Source organism: Variovorax sp. P1_H12_2 (assembly GCF_056405335.1).
In genome coordinates, this window is record NZ_JBFUCI010000165.1 from 1 (window position 1) to 12540 (window position 12540).

Consider the following 12540-nt stretch of genomic DNA (forward strand, 5'->3'; position numbering starts at 1 on the left):
GGGACATCATCCGCAAGTACAACAAGGACTACAAGCTGATCTTCGTCGGCGACGCGACCATGAGCCCGTACGAAATCCTTCAGCCGGGCGGCAGCGTCGAATACAACAACGAAGAGGCCGGTGCCGAGTGGATGCAGCGGCTGACCCACGCCTTCCCGAAGTTCGCCTGGATCAACCCCGAACCTCAGGGCGTCTGGCAGTACCGCCAGAGCATCGCCGTGATGCAGCAGCTGGTGTCCCACCGCATGTACCCGTTGACGCTGCGCGGCCTCGAGGACGCCATGCGGCTGCTCTCGAAGTAGCACACTCCGGGCCGGGCTGCCGCGGCAGCGCCAACAGACATGTAAAAAAAGTGCAGGCGTCGAATCTTTACGTTACAGTTAAAACTTAAAGATTCAAAAAACGTCCACCCCACATTTCGGAGGGGATCATGTCTGCCTTGCTGTCGCATCACGTCGACATCCCGGTTCATGCGAAACCGATACCGGTGGTGTCGCTGGCTCCCCTGCTGGGGCCGCGAGAAGACTATCTCTGCATCCGGGGAGTGCGTCTGCCGCTGGCCGAGCTCGTCGACCACACGCTTTTTTCTGCCGCGCGACGCGACAGCCTGCGCCAGCAGATGCGCGACGCCAAGCCATTTCCGCACCTGGTCCTGGACGGCATCTTTCATCCGCTGTTGCTCGATCTCGTGGCCGAAGAATTCGACCTGCTGCCGCGGGAGAACTGGGTCGACATCAAGAGCAGATACGAACTGCTTCGGCGTTCAGGGTTCAATGTCCAGCTGGGCCCGGCCTCGCAACTCTATTTCGACCTCATCAATTCGGGCTGGTTCAGCGAATGGCTGTCCTCGATCAGCGGCGTGCCCTATCTGCTGCCCGATCCCAAGCTGTTCGGCGGCGGGCTGCACGAGAGCCGGACCGGAGCCACCTTCGCCATCCATCGGGACTTCAATCGCCATCCCCACCTGGGTCTGAAGAACGAGATGGTCTTCATCACCTACCTCAACAAGGGCTGGGATCCCGCCTGGGGCTCGGCGCTGGAACTCTGGGACAAGAACAAGAAGCGCTGCGTCAGCAACGTGCAACCCGAATTCGGCCGCACGATCGTGCTGCCGCACGGCCCTGCCAGCTACCACGGCCATACCCAGCCGCTGCAGGCGCCCGACGGACGCCCGCGCCGCTCGGTGGCGGCCTATTACTACAGCAGCCCGCTCGCCGGCAAGCAGCACGGCGTCGAAGCCGGCACCGTCTTCATGCAGAGGTACCGGGTCGACCAGGCCAAGGCCATCGCCCGGATGCTCATGCCGCCGCTGCTGTGGTCGCTGGCGCGAAAGGCCGTTCGGCGCTGAGCGAAGGCGGCCTTCAGGGCGCCTGGAGCCCTTGAGCATGCTGTCAGAATCGCCGCATGCTTTGGGTGGTCCGATCGTATGCGCCGGCGTGGTTGCCGGCGTTGTTGTTTGCAGCCGTTCTCTTTTTGCCAGGTTGCAGTCTGTTGCCCCAGAAGGACGCAGCAGAATCGGACGCGACCGCCAGCCCCGTGGCGAGCGAACGCCGGGCCGCCGGCGATGCCTTCACGGTCGACGTCCAGGCGCCGAAGATGGTGCGCGACTACCTCGAGCGCCATCTGGAGATCCAGCGCTTTCGCGAGGTCGACGATCTCGGCGCCATCGAGATCTCGCGGCTGATGGTCGCCGCCGAAGCCAATGCGCGGGAGCTGCTCAACACCCTCGGCTATTTCACGCCGACGCTCACGCTCGAACTCCGGGAGACGCCCGGCGGCAAGGCGCCGCGGGAGGTGAGGATCACGGTCGAGCCCGGCCCGATCACGCACGTGAGCAACGTCCAGATCGGCTTCAGCGGGCCGATCGCGGAGGACCCCGCCTCCGAGTCGCAGCGCGATGCGATTCGAACCGGCTGGGCGCTGCGCGCAGGCCAGCCGTTCAACCAGCAGGCCTGGGACAACGCCAAGGCCGCGGCCTTGCGCAGCCTGACGGCCAGGCGCTATCCCACGGGCAGCATTCTCACGAGCCAGGCCGACATCGACGCCGACCGCAGCGAGGCAAAGCTCAGCGCGACCTACGCCTCCGGCCCGGCCTTTCGCTTCGGGCCGCTGGTGGTGAACGGCAGCCAGCGCTACCCCGCCGACGACGTGCGCCGGCTCGCGCGCGTGCCCACCGGCGCCGACTACGACCAGCAGCAGTTGCTCGACGCCCAGCAACGGCTGGCGAGCAGCGGCTACTTCAACTCGGTGTTCCTCACGATCGACACCCAATCCGACCCACTCGCGGCGCCCGTGATCGCCCAGGTGCGCGAGGCGCCGCTGCAGCGGGTGGTGCTGGGCGTCGGCTTCACCACCGACAGCGGCGCTCGCCTGTCGATCGACCACTCGCACAACGACATGCCGCTGCTCGGCTGGCGCGCCGTGTCGAAGCTCACGCTCGACCGCGACACGCAATCGCTGGGCACCGAGTGGAGCGCGATCCCTGACGACAGCGGCTGGCGCTCCTTTTCGTCGGCGCTGCTGAAGAGCGAGGTGTCGGGCAGCTTCACGGTCGACAGCGGGCGTCTGCGGGGCGGCCGCAGCAAGGCCGGCGACCACATCGACCGCAGCGCCTTCCTGCAATACGACTATGCGCAGAACCACGGTTTCAATCCACCGCCATCGGCCTCGGCACTGAGCCTCAACTGGGGCTGGACCGGCCGCTATTTCGACAACGCGGCGGCACCGACGAGCGGCCAGGGCGTTGCGCTCGAACTGGCCGCCGGCTACACGCTGAGCGGCGAGCAACTGCCCTTCGCGCGCACCTACGTGCGCTGGACCGGCTTCATTCCGGCCGGCACGGTGAGCAACGCCGACCGAACCCAGACCCGCAGTGCCCGCGTCCAGCTGCGCGCCGAAGCCGGCGCGGTGAACGCCGCGGACCGCGCCCAGATTCCGTCGACCCTGAACTTCCTCACCGGCGGCGACACCACGGTGCGCGGCTACGGCTACCGTTCGATCGGCGCCGTCAAGCCCGACGGCCAGGTCATCGCCGGGCGCTACCTCGGCGTGGCGAGCGTCGAGTGGCAACGGCCCTTCGTCTACGACGGCCAACTGACCGCCTGGGACAGCGCCGTGTTCGTCGATGTCGGCGCAGTGGCCGACCGGCCCGCCGAAATGGCAGCGAAGGTGGGGGTGGGCGTCGGCGCACGCTGGGCCAGCCCGATCGGGCCGGTGCAGATGGATCTGGCCTACGGCATCCAGGTGCACGAATTCCGGCTCCACCTGCGTCTGGGCTTCACGTTCTAGATGCCAACTCGCCTGCTTCATGACGACTGACCACCACACGGCAACCATGCCCGCACCGGCGGTGCGGCGCTCGCGCGGCCAGCGCGCCTTGCGCGCGCTGGCGTGGGGGGTCACCGGGCTGGTGGTGCTGGTGCTTCTGCTGGGCGCAGGGGCCTGGTGGTGGCTGGGGTCGGACCAGTCGCTGGCCTTCGCATTGGCGCGCACGGCACGCTACCTGCCGGCCGGTCAGTCGCTGGAGAGCCGAGAGGTGACCGGATCGTTGCGCGCCGGCGGGCGCATCGGCTGGCTGCGCTGGGAGAGCGAAAGCCTCGCCGTCGAGGTCAGGGATGCCCGCATCGGCTGGCAGCTGGCGCCGTTGCTGCGGCGCCGGGTGCAGCTCGGCGAGGTGCACGCGGCGCAGGTGGTGATCGAGCGTCGCACCCCAGCCGAGAGCACGCCGGTGGAGCCGATCGAACAGCTCGTTCTGCCGGTGACGGTGGACCTGCCTTTCAAGATCGACGAACTGCGCTGGGCCGGCCCCCCTGCCCTGCAGGCGACCCAGCTCGAAGGCAGCTACCGCTACGCCGACGCACACCACCAGCTCGAGATCGCCGGCGTCGACATCGCCGACGGCCACTACGACGCACAGCTTCGCCTGCAGGGGCCGGCGCCGATGGCGATCGACGCCACGCTGAACGGCCGGGTGCGCGCGCCGCTCGCGCAAGACCGCAGCATCGACGTCCGGGCCGAGGCGAGCGTCAAGGGCGCGCTGGCCGGTGCGGATGCGCGCCTTGCGGTGGCCGCCGAACTCCACCCCGTCGAGGAAGGCGGGGAAAAGCCGATGCAGGCGCGGCTACAGGCCAACCTGGCACCCTGGCAGCCGCAGCCCGTGATCGACGCCAAGGCCGCGTTGCAGAACGTCGACCTGGGGCGCCTCTGGCCGGAAGCACCCGCCACGCTGCTGAGTGGCGAGATCGAGGCCGGTCCCGACGCCACGGCCACGGGCGGCGCGCAGGCCTGGCAGGCCAGCGCGCAGATCCGCAACGCGTTGCCGGGTCCCTGGGACGAGGCGAAGCTGCCGGTCGAGCAGCTCGATGCCCGCGCCCGGTTCGACGGCAGCACCTGGACACTGCCGCAGGCGAGCCTGCGCGCCGGTGGCGGCCGCATCGAGGCCGAAGGCAGCTGGAGCCCCGCGCCGGCCCCCTGGCAGGCGAAGGCCACCGTGCGGGGCGTGAAGCCCGGCGCGCTCCACACCCGGCTCGATGGCGCGCCGGTGAGCGGCCGCATCCAGGCCGAGCAGGCCGGCCAAGCGCTGCAGTTCGACCTCGCGCTGCAGGCCGAGGGCGGCGCCGGCGCCGCAGGCGACCTGCAGGGCCTGCGGCTGGAGCGCGCGCTCGCCAAGGGCCAGTGGCAAGACCAGGTGCTCGACCTGCGCAGCCTGCGCATCGAGGCCCAGCGCGCCAGCGTCGAAGGCCGGCTGCAACTGCGCGTCGACGAAGAGGCCGCCAGCGGCAGGCTGAACCTGGTCGTGCCGGGCGCCACGGCGCTGGTCGATGGCCGCATCGCGCCGGCCACGGGCGGCGGCGAAGTCCAGGCCCGGGTCGAGGACGCGGCCGCGCTGCAGCACTGGATCGAAGCGCTGCCCGAACTCGAGGGCCTGTTCGCCGGCGCGGCGCTGCAAGGCAACGCCCGGCTCGACGCCAGCTGGCGCGGGGGCTGGCAGGCGATCCAGCGACGGCTGCAGAGCGCCGGCGAACCGGCCCCGCGCGGCGCGGCCGAGCCGACGCTGCAGGCCACGCTGACCGTCCCCGAGCTCGAACTGAAGCTGCCGCCGCCCGAGACCGGCACCCCCCGCGACCCGGTCAACGTGAGCGGTGTGCGCGCCGAGCTGTCGGGCAGTCTGTCCCAGGCGACGCTGGCCCTGAAGGGCGAAGCCACCAGCGGCAGCCGCAAGCTCACGCTCGACACCCGCGCCAGCGGTGGCATCGAACGCAGGAACCAGTGGAATGCGACGCTGGCCAGCGTGCGGGTCCAGGCGCTCGACAGCGCGCGTCCCGACGCCAAGCCGTGGGTACTGGAACTCGCCAGCCCGGTCAGCGCCAAGGTGCGCACCGTCCCGGGCGACAGCCCGAGGCTCGACGTGGAAGCCTCCGCGGCGGCCGCGACGCTCAAGGGCCCGGTGCCCGGCACGGTGAAGATCGACTGGCAGCCGCTGCGCTTCAGCCGCACCGGCAGCGAGGCGCTGCGCGCCTACCGCCTGCAGTCCAGGGGCCGGTTGCAGGGCTTGCCGATGGCCTGGGCGGAGCTGCTGGGCAACGGCGACACGCTGGCGCAGGTCGGCTTCAGCGGCGACCTGCTGTTCAACGGCGAGTGGGACATCGACGCCGGCGACACGCTGCGCGCGAAGGCCCGCCTGATGCGCGAGAGCGGCGACCTCCGGGTCCAGGCCGGCGAAGCCGCGCTGGTCACGCGCATCCACAGCCATGGGACGGGAACGGCCAGCGAACGCACCATGGATGCCGCCGCCGGCCCCGGCACCAGCACGCCGGCCGGCCTGCGCCGCGCCGAGCTCACGCTGGACGCCGAAGGCGACACCGTGCGCGCCAACCTGGCCTGGGACAGCGAACGGGCCGGCGAGATCCGGGTCGAGGCGAGCACGCGGGTGCAGCAGCGCCAGGGCGGCTGGCAGTGGGGCGACGACGCGCCGCTCGCGGGACGGGTCACGGCGAAGATGCCGAACCTGGGCGTCTGGTCGATGCTGGCGCCGCCAGGCTGGCGGATGGCGGGCACGCTGGAAGCCGACGCCACGCTCGCGGGCAGCCGCCGCGACCCGCGCTGGAACGGCACCCTGGGGGCCGACCAGCTGGCGCTGCGGGCGCTGGTCGAGGGGCTGGACCTGCGCGACGGCCGGCTCCGGGCCACGCTCGCGGGCAACCGGGTCGAGATCAGCGAATTCACCCTCAAGGGCGGCACCGGGGCCCAGACGCGCATCCCTGGCCAGAGCGGGAACCTCAGCACCGCGGCCAGCGAGGCCGCGCGCGACGGCGGCACAATCTCGGCGCGCGGCGAACTGGCCTGGGGCGCCGCGCCGGCCGCCGGCGCCGGAACCGGCATCCGCATGTCGGTCCAGGCCCAGTTGCGCGCCCTGCGCGTGCTGGTGCGCGCCGATCGCCAGGTCACGCTGTCGGGCGACCTGCAGGCCCGGCTCACGGACGGGCAGTTCACGGTGCGCGGCGATCTGAAGACCGACCGCGCCGTCATCATCCTGCCCGACCAGACCGCGCCCGGCCTGGGCAGCGACGTGGTGATCCGCTCGGCGGCGATCGATCGGGAAGCCGCGGCGCAGGCGCAGCGCCGGGCGGCCGAAAACCAGACGGAAGTCGCCCGGGCCCAGACCGCGAAACCGCCGGACATCGCGGTGAAGTTCGATCTCGGCACCGATTTCGCCGTCCAGGGCCGCGGCATCACGACCCGGCTGGAGGGCCGGCTCGACATCCGCAGCACCGCGTTGAACGCCCCGCCGCGCATCACCGGCGAGATCCGCACCGTCGCCGGCCAGTACCGCGCCTACGGGCAGGCGCTCAACATCGAGACCGGTGTGGCACGCTTCAACGGCCCCTTCGACAACCCGCAGCTCGACATCCTCGCGATCCGGCCGAACATCTCGCAGCGCGCCGGCGTCGCGATCACCGGCACCGCGCAGTCGCCCCGCGTGCGCCTCTATTCGGAGCCCCAGCTGTCGGACCAGGAGACCCTCACCTGGCTGGTGCTGGGACGCGCCTCGGCCACCAGCGGCGGCGAGTCGGTGCTGCTGCAGCAGGCCGCGCTGGCGCTGCTCGGCGGCCTCGGCGGCGGCAGCGGCAGCGGACTGGCGAGCCGCTTCGGCCTCGACGAGATCGGCTTCAAGGGCCCGGGCAGCGGCGGCGACGTGCGCGATTCCGCGGTCACCGTGGGCAAGCGCGTCGCGCGGGACTTCTACATCACCTACGAGCACAGCCTCGGCGGGACGCTGGGCTCGCTGTTCATCTTCTACGACCTGACGCGGCGGCTCACGCTGCGGGCGCAGGCGGGACAGCAGAGCGCGATCGACCTCATCTACACCGTGCAGTTCGACTAGATGTTGCTCGCCCCCAGGTTGCCCCGCACTGCGTGTCGGGGCACCCCCCTGCCGGGGGCAACACCAGTGGCCCGGCAAAGCCGGTTCCACGGTGGCACTGTTGCTCGCCCCCAAGTTGCCCGCACTTCGTGTCGGGCGCCCACCCCCTGCCGGGGGCAACACCAGTGGCCCGGCAAAGCCGGTTCCACGGTGTTTCACCCACGGGCCTGGCTACGCCGGCCGTCGAACGGAGGGACGGCGGGGCGAACTGGTAAAGTTCGGTCGCTCTGGTCCTCGTAGTTCAATGGATAGAACGGGGTCCTCCTAAGACTCAGATACAGGTTCGATTCCTGTCGAGGGCACCAGGCAATATCGCAACGGCTTGCGGCCGTTGTTCAGCTTCCGATCAGGCAGCCCCGCCGTTTGATGTAACAATAATGTGTTACATATCGGAGAGCTGGGGACGCATGCCGAAACTAATTCTGATGAAGGGTCCCGCCAGGACCAAGCAGGTTGCCCTGTTCACGGGGGAAACCACCATCGGTCGGGCTTCGACCAACGACATTGCGCTCGACTCGATGCAGGTGAGCCGGCGACACGCCGTCGTCACGATGGACGGTCCGTTCGCAACGATCCACGACCTCGGCAGCCGCAACGGCGTTTACGTCAACAGCGTCAAAGTGCAGTCGTTCGTCCTGGCCAGCGGCGACGAAGTCTCGATCGGTACTTTCAAGCTCCGCTTCCTCTCGCACGGCGACGAATCCTCCGAAGTCGACGCCATGCGCCTCATGACGACCCCGGAACTTCTGGCGGACCTCGACCGCAGTCGCGAAACCTCGCTGGCCCGGGCCTGACCGGATCCCCGGCATCGAGGGCCCGCAGGACTACGGAGCGGCGGCGCAGCCCGCGAGCGTGAAGACGCGCTCGCCCATACCAAGGCTCGCAAGGCGCTGACGCCGCTGCAAGCCGGTTCCGGCCGGAGCTAGGGCGCCAACGGCGCGCTCGGCGCCATGCCCCGTTCCGGCGCCCGGTGGCGGATCAGTTCGGCGTGCCGCCCTGCGGGTTCACCTTGCGGTTCGGATGACGGGCGTTGCGCGTGGCTTCGCGCTTCTGGCCCGCGGCGGCGGACTTGCCGGTGCCGATCGCACCGCCCTCGGGCGTGTTCAGGGTGTCGCCGCCCACGGGCTTGATGTTGCCCTGCGGCCGGGCGTCGACCTTGGCTTCGGCGCGCTCCTGGGGCTTGCTGTTCATGATCGGAGCACTTTCCGACGAGGCGCCCTTGGGGGCTTGCGCGTGGGCGCCCGCGGCGAAGAGGCCGGCGATCATGATGGCGAGAATTTTGCTCATGGGGTTCCTCAGAGAGTTTTTCGAGTGAAAGCCTCCTGCAGGGGGCAGGAAGGCCAGCGGCAGCATAAGGCCATGATCGCTTGATGGATATAAGCACTTGGTGCAAATCGCCCATGAAATCCCCCTCAAACAACAACTCGCGCGGGAGGCCACGCGACTGACTTTTGGCGAAAGCACTAGCTCAGTTCGCGGCGCAGCGCCTGGACGTCGGTGTGCAAGGTCTTCGCCCAGACGCGGCGATCGCGGCCCAGCGATGACTGGGGCTCGCCGAATCGCACGATCGCCAGCAGCGGCGGCGCCTTCAGCGTGGCCCACAGCGAGCTCACCAGGTTGTCGTCGCCGATGTAGCGCGGCGCATGGCTGGTTTCGCCGCTGGTCGCATCGGCAAAGCGCAGCGCGGCCGGCTGCACCGGCGCGCCGGCCGAGATCGCCGCCTGCAGCAGGTTGGCGTGGAAGGGCAGCAGGCCGCCGCCGTCGCTGGTGGTGCCCTCGGGAAAGACGGCGATCACATCGCCTGCGCGCAGCGCCTCGGTCATGTGATGCACCACGCGCACCGCATCGCGCCGGCGCTCGCGCTCGATGTAGAGCGTGCCGGCGCCGGTCGACAGGGTGCCGATCAGCGGCCATTGGCCCACCCCTGCCTTGGAAACGAAGCGCACATGGCGCGCCGCATGGATCGCCAGGATGTCCAGCCAGGACAGATGGTTCGACACCACCAGCACCGGCCCCTGCGTGGGCGGTGTGCCCAGCACCGTGAGGCGGACGCCCATCAGGTTCAGCATGCGCTCGGCCCATTGCTGGACATGCTGTTCGCGCTCCGCGGGCGAAAGCCGGGGAAACCGGATCCGGATGGTCCACCAGCCGGCCAACGCGTGCGCGATCGCGCGCAGCAGCTTCAAGCTGGCGGACAGGCCGTGCATCAGCCGTGCACCACCCGCCCGCCAACGAGCGTGAAACGGGCTCGGCCGCGCATCGCGTAGTCGCCGAAGGGCGTGTGCTTGCCCTGGCTCTTGAGCGTCTCGGGCCGCACCAGCCACTCGTGCGTCGGGTCGACCACGCAGAGGTCGGCCGCACCTCCCGCGGCCAGCCGGCCCACGCCTTCGGCGTTCAGCAGCCGCGCCGGCGCGGCGCTCACGACCTCGATCGCGCGCCGCAGACCGGCGCCGCTCTGCTCACCCCACAGCAGCGCCAGAGGCAGCAGCAGCTCGAGACCGGTCGCGCCGGGCTCGCTTTCGGCGAAGGGCAGCGTCTTGGCATCGGCTTCCACCGGCGTGTGGTCGGACACCAGCGCGTCGATGGTGCCGTCGGCCAGTCCGGCCGACAGCGCGTCGCGGTCGCGCTGCTGGCGCAGCGGCGGGTTGAGGCGCGCGCGGCTGTCGAAGAAACCGATGTCGGTGTCGGCCAGATGCAGCGAATTGATGCTGACGTCGCAGCTGATCGGCAGGCCCTCGGCCTTGGCCGCGCGCACCTGCGCGACCCCGGCCGCGCTCGACAGGCGGCACAGGTGCACCCGGGCGCCGGTGCTGCGCATCAGCTCGACGATGGTGAAGATGGCGATGGTCTCGGCCGCGACCGACACGCCCGACAGCCCGAGGCGCGTCGCCAGCGGCCCGCTGGCGGCGACGCCGCGGCCGAGGTCGCGGTCCTGCGGCCGCAGCCACACCGTGTAGCCGAAGGTGCTCGCGTACTGCAGCGCACGCTGCAGCACCTGCGTGTTGCCCAGCGGCACCTCGGCCTGGCCGAAGCCGATGCAGCCGGCCTCGGTCAGCTCGGCCATCTCGGTCAGCACCTCGCCGGCCAGCCCGCGCGTCAGCGCACCGAGCGGGAACAGGCGCGCGCGCTGCATCTTCTCGGCCCGGAACTTGAGCATCTCGACCAGCCCCGGCTCGTCGAGCACCGGGTCGGTGTCGGGCGGGCAGACCAGGCTGGTGACGCCGCCGGCAACGGCCGCGCCCATCTCGCTCTCGAGCATGCCTTCGTGCTCGTAGCCGGGCTCGCGCAGCCGCGCCGCCAGGTCGACCAGGCCGGGCACGACGAGGCAGCCCTGGGCGTCGAGCGTGCGCTCGGGCCGGAACTCGGGCGAGACATCGCCGATGGCCTGCACGACGCCGTCGGCAATCGCGATGTCGGCCTGGCGGTCGAGGTTCGAAGCCGGGTCCACCACGCGCCCGTTGACGATAAGAATATTCATGTTGGTTCTCTACTCAGCGACGGGAAATGGCGGGGGAGMGGCGTAGCGAGCGGCCCGAGGTCGCGTCGCGCAGCGCCCGTACACGCGTACGGCGAGCAGCGCAGGCGCGAGATCGGGGCGCGCAGTAGCCGAGCACCCGCCATTTCATGCTTCGTTACCTGCGACGATGCTCATGACCGCCATTCGCACGGCGATGCCGAAAGTGACTTGCGGCAGGATCACGCTCTGGCGGCCGTCGACCACCGCCGAGTCGATCTCGACGCCGCGGTTGATCGGTCCCGGGTGCATCACGATCGCATCCGGCTTGGCGAGCTGCAGCTTCTCGGGCGTCAGGCCGAAGGTCTTGAAGAACTCCTGCGACGAAGGCAGCAGCGCCCCGCTCATGCGCTCGTTCTGCAGCCGCAGCATGATGATCACGTCGCAGTCCTTGATGCCTTCCTCGAGCGTGTGGCACACGCGCACGCCCATCTGCGCCATGTCCGACGGCACCAGGGTCTTGGGGCCGACCACGCGCACCTCGGCGCAGCCCAGCGTGGTGAGCCCGTGGATGTCGGAGCGCGCCACGCGCGAATGCAGCACATCGCCGACGATCGCCACCGTCAGGTTGGAGAAGTCCTTCTTGTAGTGGCGGATCGTGTACATGTCGAGCAGGCCCTGCGTCGGGTGCGCATGCCGCCCGTCGCCCGCGTTCACCACGTGCACGTGCGGCGCCACGTGCTGGGCGATCAGGTAGGGCGCGCCCGACTCGCTGTGGCGCACCACGAACAGGTCGGCGGCCATCGCGCTCAGGTTGGCGATGGTGTCGAGCAGCGACTCGCCCTTGGTCGCCGAGGAGCGCGCGATGTCGAGATTGATCACGTCGGCCGACAGCCGCTTGGCCGCGATCTCGAAGGTGGTGCGGGTGCGCGTCGAGTTCTCGAAGAACAGGTTGAACACGCTCTTGCCGCGCAACAGCGGCACCTTCTTGACCTCGCGGTCGCTGACGCTCGTGAAGTTGGCCGCGGTGTCGAGGATGTGGGTGACGATGTCCTTGGGCAGGCCCTCGATCGACAGCAGGTGGATCAGCTCGCCGTTCTTGTTGAGTTGGGGGTTGCGTTTGTAGAGCATCAGGCCTCCCCCCGGGCCGCCCCAAGGGAGGCCTGCGCCCCCTCGGGGGGCAGCGAATACACGAAGTGATGAGCGTGGGGGTGGTTCATTTGCTTTCTTCTACCTTGAACGCGAAGGCGCCGCTGTCGCTGCGGGCCAGGGCCAGCAACTGCGTCGCAGGCAGCGCCAGCTTCTGCGCCGCGAAATCGGCCGCCACTGGCAGCTGGCGGCCGCCGCGGTCGATCAGCACCGCCAGCCGCACGCAGGCCGGGCGGCCGAAGTCGAACAGCTCGTTGAGCACCGCGCGGATGGTGCGGCCGGTGTAGAGCACGTCGTCGAGCAGCAGCACGTCGGCGCCGTTGACGTCGAAGGGCAGCGTGGTCTGGGCGCTGGCGGCCAGGCCGCGGCGGGCGAAATCGTCGCGGTGCATGGCCGAGGAGATGATGCCGGGCGTGCCGGCCAGGCCCAGGTCCTTCTGCAGCCGCTCGACCAGCCAGGCGCCGCCCGAGGTGATGCCGACCAGCCGGGTGTCCGGGCGCATGAGGGGTTGGAC

Annotated in this window: 9 protein-coding genes, 1 tRNA gene and 1 pseudogene; 6 read left to right on the forward strand and 5 right to left on the reverse strand. The window is 70.0% G+C overall.

What is annotated here, in order from left to right; translation table 11 throughout:
* The 6 genes and pseudogenes from AC1D2K_RS17495 to AC1D2K_RS17520 all read left to right on the forward strand — a co-directional run.
* A pseudogene (locus AC1D2K_RS17495) lies at positions 1-302 on the forward strand (hypothetical protein); the annotation flags it as partial.
* A gap of 128 nt (positions 303-430) precedes the next feature.
* Positions 431-1348 carry a 2OG-Fe(II) oxygenase gene (locus AC1D2K_RS17500; RefSeq protein WP_478090105.1) on the forward strand — a complete coding sequence of 306 codons (918 nt, stop codon included), beginning with the start codon at positions 431-433 and terminating at the stop codon, positions 1346-1348.
* A gap of 56 nt (positions 1349-1404) precedes the next feature.
* Positions 1405-3288, forward strand: coding sequence for an autotransporter assembly complex protein TamA (locus tag AC1D2K_RS17505; protein WP_478090106.1), 1884 nt, complete (start codon positions 1405-1407; stop codon positions 3286-3288).
* Between the two features lie 19 nt (positions 3289-3307).
* Positions 3308-7384, forward strand: coding sequence for a translocation/assembly module TamB domain-containing protein (locus AC1D2K_RS17510; protein ID WP_478090107.1), 4077 nt, complete (start codon positions 3308-3310; stop codon positions 7382-7384).
* A 269-nt stretch (positions 7385-7653) separates the two neighbouring features.
* Positions 7654-7728: transfer RNA gene (locus AC1D2K_RS17515), tRNA-Arg, on the forward strand.
* Positions 7729-7848: 120 nt separating this feature from the next.
* On the forward strand, positions 7849-8217 hold the full coding sequence (locus AC1D2K_RS17520; RefSeq protein WP_478090108.1) for an FHA domain-containing protein: 369 nt from the start codon (positions 7849-7851) through the stop codon (positions 8215-8217).
* Between the two features lie 184 nt (positions 8218-8401).
* Here AC1D2K_RS17520 and AC1D2K_RS17525 read toward each other — a convergent pair whose 3' ends face one another.
* The 5 genes from AC1D2K_RS17525 to pyrR all read right to left on the reverse strand — a co-directional run.
* Entirely contained in the window at positions 8402-8710 is a 309-nt protein-coding gene (locus AC1D2K_RS17525) for a cell envelope biogenesis protein TolA (RefSeq protein ID WP_478090109.1), read from the reverse strand.
* A 176-nt stretch (positions 8711-8886) separates the two neighbouring features.
* A complete protein-coding gene (locus AC1D2K_RS17530; protein ID WP_478090110.1) occupies positions 8887-9630 on the reverse strand; it encodes a lysophospholipid acyltransferase family protein in 744 nt (247 codons plus the stop codon).
* Positions 9630-10901, reverse strand: a complete 1272-nt coding sequence (locus AC1D2K_RS17535) for a dihydroorotase (protein WP_478090111.1) — start codon at positions 10899-10901, stop codon at positions 9630-9632. Before AC1D2K_RS17535 ends, AC1D2K_RS17530 begins: the two co-directional genes overlap by 1 nt.
* A 144-nt stretch (positions 10902-11045) precedes the next feature.
* Complete coding sequence (locus AC1D2K_RS17540) at positions 11046-12008, reverse strand: aspartate carbamoyltransferase catalytic subunit (RefSeq protein ID WP_286370034.1); 963 nt, start codon at positions 12006-12008, stop codon at positions 11046-11048.
* Positions 12009-12093: 85 nt separating this feature from the next.
* A partial coding sequence (gene pyrR / locus AC1D2K_RS17545; RefSeq protein ID WP_478090112.1) for a bifunctional pyr operon transcriptional regulator/uracil phosphoribosyltransferase PyrR occupies positions 12094-12540 on the reverse strand: 447 nt, incomplete at its 5' end.

Excerpts from the sequence above, each read along its gene's own strand:
- AC1D2K_RS17500 (WP_478090105.1), top strand. The coding sequence starts at position 431 with ATGTCTGCCTTGCTGTCGCATCACGTCGACATCCCGGTTCATGCGAAA.
- AC1D2K_RS17505 (WP_478090106.1), top strand. The coding sequence starts at position 1,405 with ATGCTTTGGGTGGTCCGATCGTATGCGCCGGCGTGGTTGCCGGCGTTG.
- AC1D2K_RS17510 (WP_478090107.1), top strand. The coding sequence starts at position 3,308 with ATGACGACTGACCACCACACGGCAACCATGCCCGCACCGGCGGTGCGG.
- AC1D2K_RS17520 (WP_478090108.1), top strand. The coding sequence starts at position 7,849 with ATGAAGGGTCCCGCCAGGACCAAGCAGGTTGCCCTGTTCACGGGGGAA.
- AC1D2K_RS17525 (WP_478090109.1), bottom strand. The coding sequence starts at position 8,710 with ATGAGCAAAATTCTCGCCATCATGATCGCCGGCCTCTTCGCCGCGGGC.
- AC1D2K_RS17530 (WP_478090110.1), bottom strand. The coding sequence starts at position 9,630 with ATGCACGGCCTGTCCGCCAGCTTGAAGCTGCTGCGCGCGATCGCGCAC.
- AC1D2K_RS17535 (WP_478090111.1), bottom strand. The coding sequence starts at position 10,901 with ATGAATATTCTTATCGTCAACGGGCGCGTGGTGGACCCGGCTTCGAAC.
- AC1D2K_RS17540 (WP_286370034.1), bottom strand. The coding sequence starts at position 12,008 with ATGCTCTACAAACGCAACCCCCAACTCAACAAGAACGGCGAGCTGATC.